Origin of the sequence: Halomonas sp. H2 (assembly GCF_050215315.1) — a bacterium.
GTDB lineage: Bacteria > Pseudomonadota > Gammaproteobacteria > Pseudomonadales > Halomonadaceae > Vreelandella.
The window spans coordinates 1-20790 of record NZ_CP189760.1; the positions used below are offsets into that span (position 1 = coordinate 1).

General features: G+C 50.6%; 16 protein-coding genes. 8 read left to right on the plus strand and 8 right to left on the minus strand.

Going from position 1 to position 20790, the window contains the following annotated elements; all coding sequences use genetic code 11:
• The 4 genes from dnaA to gyrB all read left to right on the plus strand — a co-directional run bounded on the left by dnaA (position 1) and on the right by gyrB (position 6340).
• Positions 1-1467 (plus strand): chromosomal replication initiator protein DnaA, encoded by a 1467-nt coding sequence (dnaA, locus tag ACQE2I_RS00005; protein ID WP_427029474.1) that lies wholly within the window; start codon positions 1-3, stop codon positions 1465-1467.
• A 60-nt stretch (positions 1468-1527) separates the two neighbouring features.
• Positions 1528-2631, plus strand: coding sequence for a DNA polymerase III subunit beta (gene dnaN / locus ACQE2I_RS00010; RefSeq protein ID WP_427029475.1), 1104 nt, complete (start codon positions 1528-1530; stop codon positions 2629-2631).
• Between the two features lie 145 nt (positions 2632-2776).
• Complete coding sequence (gene recF / locus ACQE2I_RS00015) at positions 2777-3880, plus strand: DNA replication/repair protein RecF (protein WP_427031505.1); 1104 nt, start codon at positions 2777-2779, stop codon at positions 3878-3880.
• A 39-nt stretch (positions 3881-3919) separates the two neighbouring features.
• Positions 3920-6340 (plus strand): DNA topoisomerase (ATP-hydrolyzing) subunit B, encoded by a 2421-nt coding sequence (gyrB, locus tag ACQE2I_RS00020; RefSeq protein ID WP_427029477.1) that lies wholly within the window; start codon positions 3920-3922, stop codon positions 6338-6340.
• A gap of 230 nt (positions 6341-6570) precedes the next feature.
• On the opposite strand, the gene gmhB is transcribed toward gyrB, so the two are convergent.
• From gmhB to glyQ, 3 genes are all read right to left on the minus strand, one after another.
• Positions 6571-7125, minus strand: coding sequence for a D-glycero-beta-D-manno-heptose 1,7-bisphosphate 7-phosphatase (gmhB, locus tag ACQE2I_RS00025; RefSeq protein ID WP_427029478.1), 555 nt, complete (start codon positions 7123-7125; stop codon positions 6571-6573).
• A 142-nt stretch (positions 7126-7267) separates the two neighbouring features.
• Positions 7268-9334: a glycine--tRNA ligase subunit beta gene (gene glyS / locus ACQE2I_RS00030; RefSeq protein WP_427029479.1), complete on the minus strand. Its 2067-nt coding sequence runs from the start codon at positions 9332-9334 to the stop codon at positions 7268-7270.
• A complete protein-coding gene (gene glyQ, locus ACQE2I_RS00035; RefSeq protein WP_427029480.1) occupies positions 9335-10294 on the minus strand; it encodes a glycine--tRNA ligase subunit alpha in 960 nt (319 codons plus the stop codon).
• Between the two features lie 110 nt (positions 10295-10404).
• On the opposite strand from glyQ, the gene rfaD reads away from it, so the two are divergent.
• Both rfaD and waaF read left to right on the plus strand, forming a co-directional pair.
• Positions 10405-11361 (plus strand): ADP-glyceromanno-heptose 6-epimerase, encoded by a 957-nt coding sequence (rfaD, locus tag ACQE2I_RS00040; RefSeq protein WP_427029481.1) that lies wholly within the window; start codon positions 10405-10407, stop codon positions 11359-11361.
• Complete coding sequence (waaF, locus tag ACQE2I_RS00045; RefSeq protein WP_427029483.1) at positions 11354-12397, plus strand: lipopolysaccharide heptosyltransferase II; 1044 nt, start codon at positions 11354-11356, stop codon at positions 12395-12397. The genes rfaD and waaF overlap by 8 nt, the downstream gene beginning before the upstream one ends.
• Here waaF and ACQE2I_RS00050 read toward each other — a convergent pair.
• The 5 genes from ACQE2I_RS00050 to ACQE2I_RS00070 form a co-directional block, all read right to left on the minus strand.
• Entirely contained in the window at positions 12387-14051 is a 1665-nt protein-coding gene (locus ACQE2I_RS00050) for a sulfatase-like hydrolase/transferase (RefSeq protein ID WP_427029484.1), read from the minus strand. The genes waaF and ACQE2I_RS00050 overlap by 11 nt on opposite strands.
• A gap of 229 nt (positions 14052-14280) precedes the next feature.
• A complete protein-coding gene (locus tag ACQE2I_RS00055; protein ID WP_192539966.1) occupies positions 14281-15297 on the minus strand; it encodes an IS30 family transposase in 1017 nt (338 codons plus the stop codon).
• 177 nt (positions 15298-15474) lie between these two features.
• A complete protein-coding gene (locus ACQE2I_RS00060; RefSeq protein ID WP_427029485.1) occupies positions 15475-16287 on the minus strand; it encodes a glycosyltransferase family 32 protein in 813 nt (270 codons plus the stop codon).
• Between the two features lie 31 nt (positions 16288-16318).
• Positions 16319-17074 (minus strand): glycosyltransferase family 2 protein, encoded by a 756-nt coding sequence (locus ACQE2I_RS00065; RefSeq protein WP_101145064.1) that lies wholly within the window; start codon positions 17072-17074, stop codon positions 16319-16321.
• Positions 17075-18109 carry a glycosyltransferase family 9 protein gene (locus tag ACQE2I_RS00070; RefSeq protein ID WP_427029486.1) on the minus strand — a complete coding sequence of 345 codons (1035 nt, stop codon included), beginning with the start codon at positions 18107-18109 and terminating at the stop codon, positions 17075-17077.
• A gap of 84 nt (positions 18110-18193) precedes the next feature.
• On the opposite strand from ACQE2I_RS00070, the gene ACQE2I_RS00075 reads away from it, so the two are divergent.
• Together ACQE2I_RS00075 and ACQE2I_RS00080 are read left to right on the plus strand one after the other, a co-directional pair.
• Positions 18194-19312 carry a glycosyltransferase family 4 protein gene (locus tag ACQE2I_RS00075; RefSeq protein WP_427029487.1) on the plus strand — a complete coding sequence of 373 codons (1119 nt, stop codon included), beginning with the start codon at positions 18194-18196 and terminating at the stop codon, positions 19310-19312.
• 194 nt (positions 19313-19506) lie between these two features.
• Positions 19507-20775, plus strand: coding sequence for an O-antigen ligase family protein (locus ACQE2I_RS00080; RefSeq protein ID WP_427029488.1), 1269 nt, complete (start codon positions 19507-19509; stop codon positions 20773-20775).
• Positions 20776-20790: the final 15 nt, after the last annotated feature.

Genomic DNA, 20790 nt, shown 5'->3' on the forward strand with positions numbered 1-20790 from the left:
GTGTCACTCACGCTTTGGCAACAGTGCCTGGACAACCTGCAGGATGAGCTGAATTCACAGCAGTTCAACACCTGGATACGCCCGCTGCAGGCAGAAGAAGGAGAGTCCAACGAGCTGCGCTTATTAGCGCCGAATCGTTTTGTGCGCGATTGGGTGAGTGATAAGTACGCCAAGCGGATCAGCGAACTGATGCGCGAGCTCGCGCCGGCCAAGCCACCAAAAGTAAGTTTGACAGTGGGCAGCCGTAGTTTGGCAACGCAGGCTCCTCAGCATCGTGACTTAGGCAATCCTGTATCGGCTTCACCGTCGCGACCTGCATCGCCCGCGGTACACACGCCGCCACGTGGAGGTATTGCCGACGAACGCGAAATTGATAGGCTGCGCGATGAATCTTCAGGACGGCGCCCTAACGAACGACAGGTTCAGGTAGAGGGCAGTCTCAAGCATGGCAGTGGGCTTAATCCGAATTTTACTTTCGATAAATTTGTAGAAGGTAAATCGAATCAGTTAGCCCGCGCCGCCTCCCGGCAGGTCTCAGAAAACCCAGGGGGTGCTTATAACCCCTTATTTTTATACGGTGGAGTGGGGCTTGGTAAAACGCACTTGATGCATGCGGTGGGCAATGCGCTGGCGACGCGGCGAGAAAATGCCCGTGTGGTGTACTTGCACTCAGAACGATTTGTCGCCGATATGGTGAAAGCACTCCAGCTAAATGCGATTAATGACTTCAAACGCTTTTACCGTAGTGTCGATGCGCTACTTATTGATGATATTCAATTTTTTGCCGGAAAAGAGCGTTCGCAAGAAGAGTTTTTTCATACGTTTAACGCGCTTTTAGAGGGCGGTCAGCAGATGATCCTCACCTCTGACCGCTACCCTAAAGAGATCAGTGGCGTGGAAGAGCGGTTAAAATCACGCTTCGGTTGGGGTCTTACGGTGGCCATTGAGCCGCCTGAGCTTGAAACCCGTGTGGCCATCTTGATGAAAAAGGCCGATCAAGCTAAGGTCGATTTGCCCCACGACGCGGCTTTCTTTATCGCCCAGAAAATTCGCTCCAACGTGCGCGAGCTGGAAGGCGCATTGAAAAAAGTCATCGCCGACTCACACTTTATGGGTAAAACCATCACTCAAGACTTTATTCGTGAGTCGCTGAAGGACCTTTTGGCCCTTCAGGATAAGCAGGTTGGCGTGGATAATATTCAGCGTACGGTCGCTGAGTATTACAAAATTAAGGTGGCGGATCTGCTTTCCAAGCGCCGTTCACGCTCGGTTGCTCGTCCTCGCCAAGTGGCGATGGCGCTTGCTAAAGAACTGACTAATCATAGTTTGCCAGAGATTGGCGATGCCTTTGGTGGGCGTGACCACACAACGGTGCTACACGCTTGCCGAAAAGTTAAATCATTGCAGGAAGAGAGTGCGGATATTCGTGAGGATTACAAGAATTTACTGCGCCTGTTGACCAGTTAATCACCCCATGGGACGGGCCTGTTACGTACAGGTCTTTCAGGATATAGAACCGGAGTATTGATGAAATTTTCGATTTCCCGAGAGGCGCTGCTACGTCCGCTGACTCTGGTCGCTGGTGTTGTCGAGCGCCGCCAAACCTTGCCTGTGCTCTCTAACGTACTGATTCAAGTAGAGGGCGACCAGGTGTCGCTTACTGGTACAGACCTTGAGGTTGAGCTCGTTGGGCGCACTGTTGCCAGTCAAGTTGATCAGCCGGGAGCCGCTACCGTACCCGCTCGTAAGCTGATGGATATTTGCAAATCGCTACCTGATCAGTCTGATATCCAGCTTGCCGTTGAAGAAGGACGCGCCGTTCTGCGCAGTGGTCGCTCGCGCTTTACGCTTTCAACCCTGCCGGTAGCTGAGTTTCCCAATATCGAAGATGCGGATGGCAGTCAGGAAATTAGCGTACCTCGCGGTACGTTAAAGCACTTGATTGAAGCCACCTCATTTGCCATGGCGCAGCAGGATGTACGCTATTACCTCAATGGTATGCTACTGGAAATCCAAAGTAGTTTACTGCGCACGGTAGCCACTGACGGGCACCGTCTGGCGATGTGTTCACGCCCAATCGAGGTTTCTGTCAGTCAGTCTCAAAAGCTGATTGTACCGCGTAAGGGGATTTTAGAGCTGTCGCGTCTATTAGATGACAGTGATGAGCCCGTTAGCCTAACGCTTGGATCTAGTCACGTGCGCGCTCATACTGGGGATTTCACTTTTACCTCTAAGTTAATCGACGGCAAATTTCCAGACTACGAACGTGTCGTGCCGCGCAATGGCGACAAAGTACTGCTTGCTGAGCGCGCTGAGCTTCGTCAGGTGCTATCGCGTACTGCCATCCTCTCTAATGAGAAGTACCGTGGTGTGCGGCTATACCTTGAAGAGAACAACCTTAAGGTGATGGCCAACAACCCCGAGCAGGAAGAGGCGGAGGAGAATATCGCCGTTGAGTATAACGGTGGGGCGATGGAGGTTGGTTTTAACGTTGGCTATTTAGTCGATGTGCTGACAGTGCTTAATGAAGATCGCGTACAAATTACGCTAGCAGACCCTAATAGTAGTGCACTGCTTGAAGAGCCGGGCGGTGGTGATGCGCTCTATGTTGTTATGCCTATGCGTCTGTAAGCGTTTTTTAGTATGTGGCATAAGCTACTAGGCCATACTAAGTTAGGCCAAAATAAGTTGGCGGCGCTTCTGAGACCAGGAGCGCCGCTTCCTCGTTTGGGGCGTATCTCTAATGTTCGTTGACTCTTTAAGCGGGGATAATGGGTTGGAACTGACACTGCTTAATTTCCACGGCCTACGTAATCTCCTGCCGGTCGAGATGGTGCCGTCTTCGCGGATAAACGTTATTAGTGGTGCTAATGGCAGTGGTAAAACTAGCCTGCTCGAAGGAATCCATATTCTGGGCATGGGCCGTTCATTTCGTACCCGTCAGTTAAAGCATGCAATTCAGGCGGATGAGCCGCATGTGACGCTGTATGGGCGATTAAGCGGCGAGCCTGATGTCACCCTAGGGGTGCGCCGCTTGCGTGCTCAGCGAGAGCTTGAGCTGCGCTTAAAGGGTGATAAAAACGCTCGACTGGCTGAGCTTGTTGAAGCAATGCCGCTTCAGTTAATTAACCCTGATGCTTTCCGATTGCTTGAAGGCTCGCCGGCTGGCCGCCGTGAATTTCTAGATTGGGGTGTGTTTCACGTGAAACACGACTTCTTAGCCGTCTGGAAGCGTACACGGCGTGCGCTGAAACATCGGAATGCACTGCTGAGGCGTGGTAGAATAGAACCCCAGGAAATAGCGGTGTGGGAGTATGAGCTAGCTATTTCGGGCGAACAGATGGATATACTGCGACGATCTTGGTTCAGCGCTTTTTTGCCTGTTTTTGAAGAGACGCTTAAGGTGCTTCTTCCTTTACCCGGTTTGTCGCTTCATTACGCGCGAGGCTGGGATAAAGAGCGATCACTTGCGGAAGTGCTAAACGATAGTCGGGCAACGGATCAGCAAATGGGTTTCACGCAGCAGGGGCCGCAGCGAGCAGATTTACGCATCAGAGTCAATAAACAGCCTGCAATTGAAGTGCTTTCCAGAGGCCAGCAAAAGTTAGTGGTGAGCGCAATGAAGCTTGCCCAAGGGCGGTTTCTGGAAAGAACAGCACAGCGGCACTGTATTTATCTTATAGACGATTTGCCAGCAGAACTCGACGAAAAAAATCGGCAGCAGTTTTGTGAATTACTCGAAGATATGCAGTGCCAGGCATTTATTACCAGCGTCGAACCTTCTGCTTTAAGAAGCACCTGGCAGCCCGGTACCTCAGTACAGATGTTTCACGTGAAACATGCTGAGCAGGGGTTAAGTCAGCTAGTGCAGGAAGGTTAGGCGATACGGAATGAGACAGACTTCACGACGGAGTGGTCAATGAGCGAGCAGGCTTACGATTCATCAAGCATCAAGGTGCTCAAGGGTCTGGACGCAGTACGTAAGCGCCCAGGCATGTATATTGGTGACACCGATGACGGCACCGGGCTGCACCATATGGTTTTCGAGTTGGTGGATAACTCCATCGACGAGGCCTTGGCCGGGCATTGCAGCGAAATTCGCGTTGTCATTCACCCGGATGAGTCGGTGACCGTGAGTGATAACGGCCGCGGCGTTCCTACCGAGCTTCATGAAGAGGAAGGGGTTTCCGCTGCTGAAGTAATTATGACAGTGCTACACGCAGGCGGTAAGTTTGACGATAACTCCTACAAGGTTTCTGGTGGCTTGCACGGCGTTGGCGTTTCCGTTGTTAACGCGCTTTCCGCTGAGCTGCGTTTAACGATTTGGCGCCAGGGTGAAGTGTTTGAACAGGTATATCATCACGGCGTGCCTCAGGCGCCATTGGGTGTTGTGGGCAAAACGGAAAACAGCGGCACGCGCGTCCATTTCCGCCCCTCGCCTGAAACCTTTGGCAATATTGAATTCCATTTTGATATTTTAGCCAAACGGTTACGTGAACTCTCTTTCTTGAATTCAGGCGTTGCTATTCGCTTAATGGATGAGCGCAGCGGTAAAGAGGAGTTGTTCCATTATGAAGGCGGCTTGCGAGCCTTTGTTGATCACCTGAATACCAATAAAAATGTGATTAACCCGGTATTTCACTTTAATGCTATCCGTGAAGATGGTGTTGAAGTTGAGGTGGCTATGCAATGGAGCGAAGTATTTACCGAAAATATTTTCTGCTACACCAATAATATTCCGCAGCGTGATGGCGGTGCGCACTTGGCTGGTTTCCGTGCCGGACTTACCCGCACGCTCAATAACTATATTGAAACTGAAAACCTGCTCAAAAAGGCCAAGGTCAATACTACCGGCGATGACGCCCGTGAAGGCCTGACCGCGATTATTTCGGTCAAAGTGCCGGATCCGAAGTTTTCGTCTCAAACGAAAGATAAACTAGTCTCTAGCGAAGTGAAGACCGCGGTTGAACAGGAGGTGAGCCGCCTGTTTTCCGAGTATCTTGTTGAAAAGCCTAACGAAGCCAAGGCGATCGTTAATAAGATGCTAGATGCGGCGCGAGCCCGTGAAGCCGCCCGCAAAGCGCGGGATATGACACGCCGCAAAGGCGCCCTGGATATTGCTGGTTTGCCAGGTAAGTTGGCGGATTGCCAAGAGAAAGACCCAAGCCAATCAGAGCTATACCTGGTGGAGGGTGACTCGGCAGGTGGCAGTGCTAAGCAGGGGCGTGATCGCCGTACCCAGGCTATTCTGCCGCTTAAGGGTAAAATCCTGAACGTTGAAAAAGCGCGCTTCGATAAAATGCTCTCCTCTGCAGAAGTGGGTACGCTAATCACCGCGCTGGGTTGTGGCATCGGCCGTGAAGAGTTTAATCCCGATAAGCTGCGCTACCATTCAGTTATTATCATGACCGATGCGGATGTCGACGGCTCGCACATTCGTACGTTGCTGTTGACGTTCTTCTTCCGTCAAATGCCGGAATTAATAGAACGCGGTCATATCTTCATCGCTCAGCCGCCGCTGTATAAAATCAAGCGCGGTAAGCAGGAGCTCTATCTGAAAGATGAGCAGGCGATGGTGGATTACTTAACCACGACAGCCCTAGACGGCGCAGGCCTGCATGTAAATGCTAATGCACCAGGTATTTCGGGTTCTCAGCTTGAAACGCTGGTGAATCAGTACCGCAATGTAATGAAGCGGATTGATCGTTTGTCGCGGGTTTATCCCAATGAAGTGCTTAAGCAGATCATTTATGCCTCTGCGCTCAAAGGCGAGGAGAGTTTGAAAGACCGTGTGACCATGGAGAACTGGATAGCCGAATTGCAGAAAACCATGGACGATATGGTCGCCTATGAAGGCGGCCCGCGCTACAACTTCTATCTTCAAGAAGATTCTGAGCGTGGGCTGTTCTTACCGGCCGTCTCTCTTGTAGCACATGGTGTTACCACAGATTACGCCTGGGGCTTGGATTTCTTTGAAAGCGCTGACTATCGCGGTATTGCCGAGCTGGGTGAAACGCTAGATGGGTTCCTTGAAGAGGGCGCCTTTATCGCCCGTGGTGAGCGTCAGAAGCCGGTATCGCACTTCTCGGAAGTACTGGCGTGGCTAATGCAAGAAGGCCAGCGGGGGCTGTCCGTACAGCGCTATAAGGGACTGGGTGAAATGAACCCGGATCAGCTTTGGGATACCACCATGGATCCTGATAGCCGCCGCATGCTACGGGTGACTATCGAAGATGCTGTGGGTGCCGATATGATGTTCAACACCCTGATGGGTGACGACGTTGAGCCCCGCCGTGACTTTATTGAAAGCAATGCGCTAGTGGCGAACTTGGACGTGTAAGTCTGGCTGTATTTGTTAAGGTGTTTCACGTGAAACACCTTAACGAGACTTAACGTCACCATGAGTTAATCGCACTGTGTTTTAGTTGGGCTGTATTTAACTGCACTATGAAAAGCGCCTCTTTGGACCCCACTCCATAGAGGCGCTTTTTTTGGCAGGAAATGGTGGCAGAAGAAGAGGCTGTTTGTTCAGCCAAAGTAGAGCGGCCAAGCCTACTGTGCGGCCCGGTGTTACCCTATTAACCACTCAACAAATTGTGCTAAATCATCGAAAACTTGAGCATTATCAACAGCAAGGCCAGCGTCTTTTTGTTCAGTTTTAAGTCCTTTTCCCGTTCTAACCAGCGCCGTTTTGCAGTCTACCGCTTCGCCCGCCTGCAAATCGCGCAGACTATCACCGACCATCCAGCTGCCCGCTAAGCTGGCTATGCCTAATTTATCTTTAATTTCCAGGAGAAGTCCAGGTAGTGGCTTGCGGCACAGGCAATGATCATCTGGCCCATGGGGGCAGTAAGCGATATGGGCGATACGACCGCCTTCATGCTCAACCAGTGCGATAAAGTGATCATGCATGGCATGCAGCGTTGCTTCACTATAATAACCGCGGCCGATACCCGACTGATTAGTCGCTACTGCAACGGTGTAACCCGCGCGCGTGAGTCGGGCAATGGCTTTGATTGAAGAGGGGTAGGGCACCCATTCATCAAGGGATTTAATGTAGTTATCGGAGTCATGATTGATGACGCCATCACGATCTAAAATAACCAGCTTCTCAGCACTTAGCATAGCAATCCTATATCTTAAACACCGTCAGACTATCTTAGCTGACCAAAGAGGAATGTTTCACGTGAAACACGCATTTCCGTGAATCGTAAAAAAGCCCAACAGCTAAGGCTGTTGGGCTTGGATGGGGGAATAAACGGAACGGCTACTGAGGGAGCAGTGAAATATCCGCTACTTCCAAAAACAGCGCTTGAAGGCTAGCAAGAAGCGCTAACCGATTGAGTTGGATAGCCGGGTCGTCCGCCATCACCATTACCTGATCAAAGAAAGCATCTACCGGTGTATGCAGTGTGGCAAGTGCATCGAGTGCCTGCTGGTAGTCTCCCGCAGCAAATAGTGGTGCCACCTGCGCCTGGCTGCTTGTCACAGCGTCGTACAGCGCCCGCTCGGCATCTTCCTGCAGCAAGTTTTGATCGACCTGTGTGCTGCCGTCATGCTTCTGCTTGCTTAGAATATTTGAGACGCGCTTGTTAGCAGCCGCTAGCGCTGAAGCTTCTTCGCGCTGGGCAAAGGCCTTCACAGCGCGCAGGCGGCGTGCAAAATCGAGAGGGTTAGTAACCGGACGTGCACGTACCGCTAAATACATCTCGGCGCTGATGCCTTCTTCCTGACCCCAGGCGCGGAAGCGGTCCAGCATGTATGTCAGTACATCCTCAACGAGGCCGTCGGCCTTAGGTAGGCTTTTATGCTGCTCGACGGCAACTTGAAGTAGCTCACGCAGGTCAAGGTTTAGCTCGCCTTTAACCAGAATGTTAAGCACGCCAATCGAGGCACGACGCAGCGCGAAAGGATCTTTGGCCCCGGTAGGGCGTTGACCAATCCCGAAAATACCGACCAGGGTATCCAGGCGATCAGCCAGGGCCACTGCTTTGCCTGTCGCACTTTGGGGAATGGCGTCGGTAGCAAAGCGCGGCAGGTACTGTTCTTCAAGCGCTTGGGCAACCTCCATTGGTTCGCCATCTTGCTGCGCATAGTAGCGACCCATAATGCCCTGTAACTCAGGAAATTCGAGCACCATCTCAGTGACGAGGTCACATTTGGCCAGCGCTACGGCGCGCTGGGCGTGAGCTACGTCGCCATTGATACGCTCGGCAATAAAAGTCGCCGTAACCGAACTGCGGCGAGCTTTATCCGCCAGGGTGCCCAACTGCTGCTGGAAAACCACGTTTTCCAATTGAGGAGTGCGCGAAGCCAGTGTGCGCTTGCGGTCAGTGTCGTAGAAAAATGCTGCATCGGCTAAGCGCGGGCGAATGACTTTTTCGTTACCGGCAATGACCTGGTCGGGGTCAGCACTATCGATATTGGCAATGGTAATAAATAGTGGTTTCAGCTTGCCAGCGTCATCCAGCAGGTGAAAATACTTCTGGTTAGCCTTCATTGAGGAGATCAGGCACTCAGCAGGTACTTCCAGAAAGCGCTCATCGAAGCTACCGGTCAGGGCGACTGGCCATTCAACTAAACCGCTCACTTCTACCAGGAGGTCTTCGTCGATAACCGCAGTGGCTTCCTGAACTTCGGCCTCAGCAAGCACTTGTTCACGAATGCGCTCACGACGTTGCTCTCGATCGACTAGTACATAGGCGTTTTCCAGGGTAGCCACATACTCATCGGCGTGGGCCAGCTGAATAGCATCAGGCGCGTGGAAACGGTGACCGTAAGTGGTGCAGCTAGCTTCTAAGCCAAGTGCCTCAGCGGCCACGACGTCGCTGCCGTAGAGCGCGACCAGCCAATGAACCGGGCGAGAAAACTCAACCCGGGAAGCTCCCCAGCGCATGTTTTTAGGTACCGGGAGAGTGCTAATGGTTTTGCGCAGTATGTTGGGCAGCAGCGCTTGTATAGATTCGCCTTGTTGCTGTTCACGAAAACCTAGCCAGGTGCCTTTATCGGTCTCTAAATGAATCAGTTCGTCTACGCTTACCCCACAGGAGCGAGCAAAGCCTTCCGCGGCTTTGGTGGCCACGCCATCCTTAAAGGCTGCTGCGAGCGCTGGCCCGCGACGCTCAACGTCGCGATCAGGCTGTTTATTGGCCAATTCACTTACTTGTACTGCTAAACGCCGCGGTGTGGCAAAGGCGGTAATGTTGGCGAACGGCACATCAGCGTCTTGCAAGCCTTTAGTAATCCCCGCTGCAAACGCATCAGAAAGTGCGTCTAAAGCGGTAGGAGGCAGTTCTTCTGTTCCGAGTTCTAATAACAGCGTATTAACAGCCATTTAAACGTCTCCCTGGTCAGCGAGTAGTTCGCGGCGAAGTATTTCTGGCGCCATGGGGAAACCTTCTGCTTTACGCGACTCAAAGTAAGCGGTGGCGACGTCTCTGGCCATAGTGCGAACACGCAGAATAAAGCGCTGACGCTCGGTAACCGAAATAGCGTGCCGAGCATCCAGCATATTGAACGTATGCGACGCCTTCAGCACTTGCTCATAGGCAGGTAACGGCAAGTTGGCAGCGAGCAGTTTGCCGCACTCTTTCTCCTGATGGTCAAAAGCGGCAAACAGCTGATCCACATCGGCGTGTTCAAAATTGTAGGCGGACTGTTCGCGCTCGTTTTGCAGATAAACATCGCCATAGCTGACTTTGCTGCCATCGGGAGCAATCGCCCAGACGAGGTCATAAACGCTGTCGACGTCCTGCAGGTACATGGCAATACGCTCAAGACCATAGGTCAGTTCGCCGGTTACCGGGTAGCATTCAATACCACCGGCCTGCTGGAAGTAGGTAAACTGGGTGACTTCCATGCCGTTTAACCAGATTTCCCAGCCCAGGCCCCAGGCGCCAAGGGTAGGTGATTCCCAGTTATCTTCGACAAAGCGCACATCGTGAATCAGTGGATCAAGGCCCAAGCGCTTGAGTGAGCCTAAATAAAGCTCCTGAAGGTTGCTCGGTGATGGCTTCATAACGACCTGGAACTGATAGTAGTGCTGGAGGCGGTTAGGGTTTTCGCCATAGCGGCCATCAGTCGGGCGCCTTGAAGGCTGTACGTAAGCAGCGTTCCAGGTTTCGGGCCCAATCGCCCGCAAGAAAGTGGCGGGGTGGAAGGTGCCCGCGCCGACTTCCATATCGAGCGGCTGAAGGATGACGCAACCCTGTTCTGCCCAGTACTGCTGCAGAGCAAGGATCAAGCCTTGAAAGGTCGACACATCAGGTGTCGATTGGTTTGTCGAGACACTCATCGCGGAAAGCACCGTTGGCCATGAATTCATAAGGCGTCAAGTATACAATCCTAGGCAGATGGGTTATAGGCACGTATGCCCAACAAGCCGCTTTAGGTAAGGAGAACAGTATGATTGTGGTAACAGGCGGTGCCGGTTTTATCGGGGCCAACATAGTCAAAGCACTGAACGCCCGTGGTCGAAATGACGTGATGGTCGTTGACGATTTACGCGATGGCACCAAATTCGTCAATTTAGCCGACTGCACGCTGGCGGATTATCTCGATAAAGACGATTTTCTTGCCAGAGTAAAAGCTGCCCTGCGCGGTGATAGCGTCGAGCTACCTAAGATCGATGCTATTTTCCATGAAGGCGCCTGCTCGGATACCACCGAGTGGGATGGCCACTACATGATGGAAAATAACTTTGAGTACTCCAAAGTGCTGCTTAATTACTGCGAGCAGCAGAGTATTCCTTTTTTATACGCCTCGTCAGCCGCCACCTATGGCGGCAGCGAGGTATTTAAAGAGGTGCCCGAGTGCGAAAAGCCGCTTAACGTGTACGGCTATTCCAAGCTGCTGTTTGATCAGCACGTGCGTTCGCGCTGGAGCGAGCTGACCACTCAAGTAGTGGGCTTTCGTTACTTTAATGTCTACGGCCCCCGTGAACAGCATAAGGGTAAAATGGCCAGTGTGGCCTATCATAACCATCTGCAAATTCGAAATGGCGAAACGCTCAAGCTGTTTGGCGGTTATGACGGTTTTGATGCCGGCATGCAGAGTCGCGACTTTGTTTATGTGGGCGATGTAATCGATGTGAACCTATGGTTTTTAGATCATCCCGACAAGTCAGGTATCTTCAATCTTGGCACCGGTCGTGCTGAGCCTTTTAAAGCCATTGGCGAGGCGGTTATCGACTTTTACGGTAAAGGTGAGATCGACTACATTGCCTTCCCCGAAGAACTGAAAGGTCGCTATCAGAGCTATACTCGTGCTGATATTGGCCAGCTACGCGAAAGCGGCTGCGATGTGGAGTTTAAAACCGTTGCTCAAGGGGTGAAGGCCTACTTGGAGTGGTTAAATGGCTAACTCAGCTCAGCGTTTGCTGGTGATTGGCCCCTCTTGGGTAGGCGATATGGTCATGGCACAGAGCCTGTTTATGACCCTAAAAGCCCGTCAGCCAGGAACGACGATAGGCGTGGTTGCACCAGCATGGTCACAGCCTATTTTAGAGCGGATGCCCGAAGTGGACGAAGTGCTGCCACTGGCAGTGGGGCACGGTGAATTTGGCTTAGCCAGCCGCCGTGAACTCGCCAACCGCCTGCGTGGACGTTTTGATCGTGCCATTGTTCTACCACGCTCGTGGAAAGCCGCGCTGGTACCCTTTATGGCACGCATTCCCGAGCGTATAGGTTTTTTAGGCGAACATCGCTATGGGCTCCTTAAAGAGCGCCGCAAGCTCGACAAACAGGTGTTGGATCAAACGGTAAAGCGCTTTGTATCCCTGGGTCTACCGCTTGAAGAAGCGGCTAGCGGTGATTTTGCGGTGCCCAAGCCACGCCTGCAGATAGACCGCGATAATCTGGTTAATTTACGCCTGACGCACTCGCTTTCATCGCGTTCGGCGATTGGCATGATGCCTGGCGCGGAATACGGCCCTGCCAAGCAGTGGCCGATTAGTTATTTTCATGCATTAGCCAAACGGCTGGTGGAAGAGGGGTTCGAAGTACGCGTACTCGGTGGGGCAAAGGATCACCCAGCGGGAGAGGAGATCACTCAGGGACTTTCCCATGCGCATAACCTGTGTGGTAAAACGCAGCTGGCCGATGCGGTTGATCTGTTGGCGGACTGCAGGCAGGTAGTCACCAACGACTCGGGATTAATGCATGTGGCTGCAGCGGTAGGCGTTCGTATCCATGCGTTGTACGGTTCGTCGTCGCCCGCCTACACACCACCGTTGACCGATAACGCCGTCATTCATTACCTGGCGCTCTCCTGCTCTCCCTGCTTTCAGCGTACCTGCCCATTGGGGCATACTAATTGCCTGAATCTGCTCAGCGTTGAGCAAGTGTATCAACAGATTCATGCGGCTCATCAGTGGGAGAGCGTGATCATTAATGGATGAGTTCGACTTCGTCTGCCTCGTCAGCAGGCGTCTCTAGGGTCTGCTCTTGAGTGGCTTCTTGAGGAGGCTCATCGGGCTCGCGCCGCTGAGGGGAGATACCCTCCCAAAGGCGGTGCTGAAGCGCCGTCTCTTCCCGTAAACGCTCATTAAGCACTTCGATACCGTGGGCCTCTACCAGCGTACGATTATTGCTGAAAAGCGAAGTGCCTAATCCAGCGCGGTCGCGCTCTAAACTAAAGCCCAGCGCATCGAGTATCGTGGGGAAAACATCCAGCATGGTAGCGTCTCGGCGAATACGCTGTGGCTCGATATCGTTGCCGAGCATTATCAGCGTGTTGTCGCGGTCTAGCGCGGTCAATTGATCCCACACAGAAACGCGCATCGTCAGATGGTCGCTCAGTATGACCACCAAGGTATTATCGAGAAGACCCTCAGAATCCAACCGTTCAACCAAATCTTGAGCCAGCCAAGTCGCACACTCCACCGAGTAAAGAATGTCCTGGCCGTCAAACTCACCTTGTCGTTCCACGCACGATTGGGAGGGATAACCATTGGGGGCATGGCCTGCTAAATTCAGACTAACCACACCCCAGGGGCCGTTATCTTCTTTATCTAAATGCCTGATCTCATCGGCGGTGATGTCATACAGCGTGTCGTCATAGAGGCCCCAGCTATTTACATACTCAGGATTCTCTAGCAGGGGCTCTAAATCTTCACGCCCTTTCACCGTATTGAATTGGTGGCCGCGATAGAACAGTCCTTTACCCGCGAACTGAGTGCTAGCACCGCCAAGATAGCTTAGTTGGTAGCCCTGTTCAGCAAGGATGTCGCCCAAACAATCGACGCCAGGGACAACCTTGGAAAGAGGCTCAAACTGGCTGTCATGAAGGAGCCCTGCAGGCATCAATGGCACGCCGCACTGGCTGGCAATCATGCCCGCCATCGTCCAGCCCGTATTATCCATCTGGCGCACGCCCTCAAAGACGGTGCCCTGTTTCCCCAACTCGTTGAGGCTGGCGTAAGCATCCCCAAATATGTCATTGGAGTAGGTGCGCTCTATGCTTTCCAGATATAGGATGAGTAGGTTAGGTGCGTCCCTTAGATGTTCAGTGGGGGGTGGCTTATAGCGTCGGTCTAGCCAGGCGCCATCATCAGTGACTATCGCCGCGCTGCGCTGGCCTAGGCCATAAAGTAGCGGGTTGCTAGCCAGCAACAAAATAGCGAAAAAGCGCTCGGCTAACCGCCAGCGCTGGTCGTGGCGCGACAGCCACGTCACGGCTGCTAGTACGCCGATCATTATCAGTGTATAGAGCACCGCGGAAATCATTTTGCCTGCGCCACCATGCTCTGCCATGCCTGCCTGGAGGTGAAAAAACACCGCACCCAGATCGACAATGCCAAAGCTATCCGCCAAGTAAACGTAAACACCCCAAAGACTTAACGGTACCAGTGACCAGGGCCACATTTTACGATAACGGGCGTTGGCAGGTCGGCCCCAGCGTAGCTTATGCCCTACACCAATCCATGCCGCGGCTACAAAAAATAACGTCCACCAGGGCAGGCGGGTCATTACCGTGACGGTATAACCCAGGCAGAGGCCGATTGTAACCAGCGGTAGCCAAGGGGTGCGTTTGAGTGACATTAATGCAGGCATGCGTCTCCAAATAAAAGCTCTTAAAAGCAGTTATTCTATTATTTTAGGATTTATAAGCTCTTTTGGATAGTCGTTTCTTCACTACTTTTTATTTTTATAAGAGCGAATATAACTGTTTTTTATCAAAAGCTAAATTTTATTAGCTAGGATTCTTAAAATCTTCTATGAAATTATTATTAATGATATTAGAGAATATCCATGGCGGATGCAGACTCTGAGTGCAACACACTCATTGGATGGTTGATGGGCTTTCATGGTACTTGGCCATCAGCTCGCTCATCACTTCTATCGGACATTTAAAATCAAAGCGTTTTCGAGGCCGCATATTCAGCTCAAAGGCAATGGCATCCAGCTCTTCCTGGCTATGTACTGAAAGGTCTGTTCCTTTCGGTAAATATTGACGGATAAGGCCATTGATATTCTCATTGGCTCCCCGTTGCCAGGGGCTATGGGGATCGCAAAAGTAAATCGCAACACCGGTTTCTTGAGTAATTTTTGCATGGTGTGTCATTTCACGCCCCTGATCATAGGTCATGCTTTTTCGAGCGGTGGTCGGCATTCGGTTCAGAGCAGCACTAAAGCCTGCTACGGCGGATGTGGCGGTGGCATCGTCCATTTTTGCGAGGATCAGATAGCCACTGCTAAGCTCTACCAAGGTGCCTACCGCGGACGCGTTATTCTTACCTTTGATCAGATCGCCTTCCCAGTGGCCGGGCATTTCACGCTTACTGACCTCGGGCGGACGTAAGTGAATGCTGACCATGTCAGGGATCTGACCACGTCGATCCACTTCGCCACGGCGAGGCTTGCGTGTGGTTTTACCTTGTCGCAAGCAGTGAATCAGTTCCTTGCGAAGGTGGCCAACGGGCAAGGCATAAATGGCCGTGTAGATGGTCTCTCGGCAGACGTAGGCATCGCGCAAATCAGGTAGTTTCATCGTCTTAAGCTTGCCGCTAATTTGTTCAGGAGACAAGCGTCGCCGCAACATATACACGATGAGATCAAACCGCTCGGTGCCTGGCAAAAGCTTACGCGCAGGACGACAGACTACTCGACGCTTTTCTCGCTGACGTTGGGCGTGCCGGGCACAGTAACCGTTCTGGGCCATTTGGTTACGGCGTATTTCACGAGATATGGTTGAAGGAGCTCGCCCTAAGAGCTGGGCAATGTGCCGAAGGCTCATCCCTTGGGCTTGACCCACTTGGATGCTGGCACGTTCTTCAATGCTGAGTTCGAGGTAAGACATGGGACAACACCTTAGCGAAATGCTCAGGTGTTGCACTCAGTTTCTGCGGCCAAGCATATTTAAAAAAATTTATCAATTAAAATGAAGATGGCATGCAAATATGTAATACAGAAGTAATTCGTGGGTTAGGTTAATGTAGATAAAAGCAGGAAGTTTTTCTGACAAAACTCACCGTGTTTATGATTTGGTGTTGTCCGTGCTTTCTGGGCGTATGACTCGTATATTGCGCTGTTCCTTATTCCATTTGCCTTGTGGTTTATCAATATACTGGAAGTGCTCATTGGTAAAATTACCCTGGTTCACTGCATAACGATAGGAAACGGTCGGTACTTGCTCACTATCCAAAAGCATATTAAATACGCCTGGGCCTGTTATGTGAAACACATTCGTCAAAGTATTCTCTTTAATATTCTTTACTATTTGCTCAACTAAATTAGCAATATTGGGGTTGTTAGGAGCACTTGCAATAAAGTAGTTGCTAAATTCACCTTGACGTGTGCTAACATAGAGTTCTTTATTTTCTGAACCAATTACTTGAGAGAGTGGCCAGATTTGGTGTGCATCGATATCCAGGTAAACACCGCCAAACTTATGAAGCACCAATAGTCGCCATAAATCAGCTTGGGCTGCACCAATCTGTAAACGATTATAGTGAGGCAGCACATCAGGGTAATATTTATTAATAAATTCACGTCGCGCTTCAGTACTCATGAAGCGATACTCAAAGTGCGGAGCCATCATACGGTTGAACAGATAATTGAGATAGATAGGTAGAGTTACTTTATTGGTGAAATTAGTTTGCCAAATAATGCGCGATATACTCTTTTTTTTATTATTTTTAAACAGCGGGTTAGCATGTTCTGGCAGAGTAAAGCGTGTTTTTGGGAAAAGCCAATAAAAAGGATAGTTTAACATTTTTAAAGTGTTTGCGAAAAGTTTTATTAATCGGCTTGTAGCTAAAATTAGTAATTTTTTAAAAAGGTTCTTCATGGTTTTTTACCGGTTTTGGTATGAGGTTGTATTATTTGCTGGTGGTTTTTTTATACAATTCATTAAGCTTTGCATACTTCATATAAGCATGGAAGGCGGTGGTAATTGCTACTAAAAAGCCATCTGCTCCTTGGAAAAGCCCCCCTTTGAAAATCAGCTTTCTTATGAACGCATTAGCGCTGTGAAGTATAGGATTGAAGAAAAATGGCTTCTTTCCACTTTCTTTCATTGCCCAAGCATCCCTAGTTGATAATACATTGATGCGAGAAACCCAATCTGATAAGTCTCTATAGGTTAAGTGTTCTATATGTGTTTTTGTTTGGCAAATGGATGGGGCTTTTACAGACGAGTGTGCTTTTTTATTGAGATAGCCTGAAGTCGTTCTGTTATATAGCCTTACAACACTGTCTGGGTAAAAACCGGCAGCTTTTATCCAGTGCTCACCAACATAATTTTTACGGTGAAAACAGTAAGCTATTTGAGGGTCACCCAGTTCTAATGTTTTGATAATACTTACAGCATCTTCACTTAAACGCTCATCAGCATCTAAAGAAAGAATCCAATCATTTTTTGCATACGGCACGCCAAAAGCTTTCTGTGGCCCATCACCCAGATAGTTTTGGGTGTAGATTTTTGCTCCATAGGCTTCGGCTATTTCAACAGTTTTATCATCGCTACCTGAGTCTACTACAATAAGTTCATCACATACTTTGCTAAGTGAAATTAAGCATTCGCTTATGTTATAGGCTTCGTTTAAAGTGATGACAATTCCGGTAATTGGCTTCATTTATATTCCTGCGCTTATTAAAGCTTTCACTATTCCTTGGGCCGCTGCATCAATATCAATCGCGCGCATATCCTGCTGGTCAGCACCCACGGGGGGACTAAACGCGAGGCGTTTCTCCGCGCTGTTACAAGTTTCCCAGCGCAGTGGCGTCGCGGAGCGCTTGGCAGGGTAAAAACCGGCTGTCGCAAGATTGAGGCAGCCAGCGATATGTAATGGCCCCGTCGAACCTGCAATCAGCATATCCGCACCTCCTAATTGTAGGGCAAAGGCGTCCAAACCTGTTGTGGCAGGAAAGTGATCTGCCGTTATTCCGTTGTCGGCCAGCTGGTCAATCAATGTTTGAGCCTCTGGCTGTTCGCTCGGTCCGGCGCTTATCAACCAGCGAAGAGGCAGGTTAAGGCACTGCTGATTGATCTGAGTAATGAGGGTCGCATATTGCGAAATTAGCAGGTTGACGGCTGAGCCGCCACTGCCTGGGTGAACTACCACCACATACTCTGACGACTCGCGGATAAGCGTTTGTCGTTGAGTATGGTACTGAGCGTCACTCAGCGGCCAAAAAGGCGGCGAGGGCAGGGTTGGAAGCTTCAGCGATAAATGTGCCAGTAACTCGCAGGCCAAATCGATATTGTACTGGTACTCCGGCTTAGCAGATAGTGAGCGACGCTGGCGCACCCGAACATTATAGAATACCTGACCCCACTTAGTGGCGGGGGCTACGCGCAATGGAATGCCCGCTCGAACACCTAACCAGCCAATACGCGGTGTTGAGAAAAGTGTCAATAGCGCATCAAACTTCGCTTGTTTCATGTGGTGAAGCAGTGCCTGCTGCGCTGCTTTATTCGCTTTACTGCCTGGGTCAACAATAACATCGTCCACCCAAGGACACACCTTGGCCAGCGGAGCCGTATAGGAGGGAACTAAAACGGTAACGTGGAGGGCAGGCGAGGCCTTTTTTAAACACGCTAGGGCTGGCCAAGCCAGCATAAAATCGCCGATTTTGTCGTTACGCACGACAAGCAGTTTCCGCGTCATGATTTAGGCCCCATTAATAGCAGCCTGTATAATACAAGAGATTACATTGATTGTTTAACGGTGTGCGGCTGAGTAGGGAAAGCTATGAAAAATAAGGTACTGCAACTGTGTCTTTCTGATGGTAAAGGCGGAATGGAACTATATGTAGACCGTGTAATGGAAGACCTGCAGGCAGAGGGGTGGGATGTCATCGGTATCTGTTTGAAAGGCACAAAGGTGGAAGCCTATATGCAGCGCAATGGCGTGCCTTACAAAGCTTTTGCCAGCAATGGTCAGGCTCTGGCCAATATCTTCTCGCTAAGGCGTTGGCTGGTGGAAAAGGAGGTCACCGTTATTCATTGTCATAAATCGAGTGATTTGCGCTTGACTACGCTGTTAAAAGCGCTGCTGCCAAAATTAAATATCTTTTATACTGATCATGTGGGCGGGCAGCGACCTAAAAAGAGCCTTTACCACCGAATTGCTTACGGTAGCGTGGCCCGCGTGTTCTCCATTAGTCAGGCAACGCATCAGCGCAATATTTGCAATTTACCTGTCCCGCGTGAGCGGGTGGTCTGCTTACCTCATGGGGTGGATATTGTTAAGTACCGACCCTGTCATGATTTTGCTGCCATTCGTGCCAAGCGAAAGGCCTTGGGCGTACTGACTGATGCAGTGCTGATTGGGCTACCCGGACGTGTTACCCCAGGCAAAGGGCAAGATGTATGGGTGAATGCGCTGCTTAAGCTAGACCCCATGTTAAACTTTTATGCGCTCTCCATAGGAGGTACTGACCATGCCACAGGTGGCGTTGAAGCGTTTTATGCTCAGTTAGAGCAAGCCGTTGCGGGCACCTTCTTAGCCGATAAAATCACCTTTTTAGGGCACCGCAACGATCTAACTGAAATCTTGCCGGTCTTGGATATGGTGTGTATTCCGTCGAAAAATGAAGCGTTTGGCCTTACCATTATTGAGTCGATGGCCTGCGGAATGCCAATCATTGGTTCAAATACGGGGTCGCTGCCGGAGTTGGTAGATGCGGATTCAGGCGTGCTAGTGGGGGCATTTGATGTACACGCTTGGCATGATGCCATGGACATCATGATTCGTGATGCTGCCAAACGTCAAGTAATGGGAGATGCTGCTCGACTTCGAGTTGAGAAGCACTTCAGCAACAAGCAGCATGTAAAACGTTTAATTGAGTATTATGCTGCTCCAGCATAGCTTACATTACATATAGGGGGATCTTGATGGCGTAAATCGGGCCGGGAAATGCTCTGACCAAGAAGCCGCTTCCAATTTTTTCTGGACGCGCTTTCAGCTCGGTATCGCACGTTGGTAAGAAGCTAGCTGCTGTTCATTAGTGATTCTGTCAGAATGGCTGCCTTTCACCTTCCCGTCTCCAAACGGAAATATTTATGGTTTCATTGACATTCTCTTCCGCTTCTTCCCCGATTTCTCTATTACGTATGTACACCTCCTTAGCTGTGCTTCTTTTAGGCGCCATTGCGCTAATTGTACCCTCCGGCTATTCAGTAGGCGCTGTTCTTTTGCTGCTTGGCACTTTTGTGCTCCCGTTCATCCGTACAAGCGTTCGTTTTGGCCGTCAAGATTGGTGGGTTATTGGTGTATTGGCTTTTTACGCACTGGTAGGGTTATTCGAAGCCTGGAGAGATGGGCAGGGACTTCGAGGCGTAGATAAACCCTTGCGGTTTTTATTGGTAATTCCTGTATTAGCGTTGATCTTGGCCCATCCACCGCGGCTGAGCTTCTTATGGGGCGGTTTGGCCCTGGGTGGGATAGCGGTCGGAAGCTGGGGGGCTTGGCAAAAGCTGTTTTCCGGTGTGGATAGGGCTGGCGGATATACCCATGTTATCCAGTTTGGCAACATCAGCATGCTGACAGGCGTTCTTTGTTTGGCGGGGATGGGTTGGGCAGTTAAATGTAACAATCCCAAGCGCTGGGTATTGTTACTTGGATTGGGTGCCATAGGCGGTGTCCTAGGGTCACTATTTTCCGGTAGTCGTGGTGGGTGGGTCGGGTTACCTATTGTGCTGTGGGTGCTATATCGTGGCTATGGTCATGAATTGGCTCCTCGCGCGAAGATAGGCGCTTTAATAGTGATCGTTGTAGGGGGGTTAACTGTTTATTCGGTACCGCCGTTAGGGGTTAAACAGCGCGTTCATCAGGCAGTAGATGATATTCAGCGCTATGTTTCTGGTGAGAGTCGAACCTCGTCTGTTGGCGCTCGTTTTGAGATGTGGAAGGGAGCTTCTCAACTAATTATTGAAAAGCCCATACTTGGCTGGGGTAGCAATGGTTATCAACAAGGGATGCATGCGCTGGGGGAGGCTGGAATAATTGATGCGGGTGTTGCGCACTATGGACATGCCCATAATGATTTCATTGATGCTACGGCTAAACGCGGAATACTGGGACTTATAGCCTTAGTGTTACTTTATTTAGTGCCTATGCAATTATTTATGCGACAGCTGCGCACATCTAATCTTGTGCTTCGTTCATTAGCAGTAGCGGGTGCTTTACTGCCTGTCACTTATATCGATTTCGGTCTCTCTCAAGTATTTCTGGTTCACAACAGTGGGGTCATGATTTACACTTTTTGGCTGGTGGTGCTTTGGGGGAGTTTCCGAGCTTGCCAGCTTAAGCTAGGAAAAGATACCTCATAGCTCAGGACGAAAGTG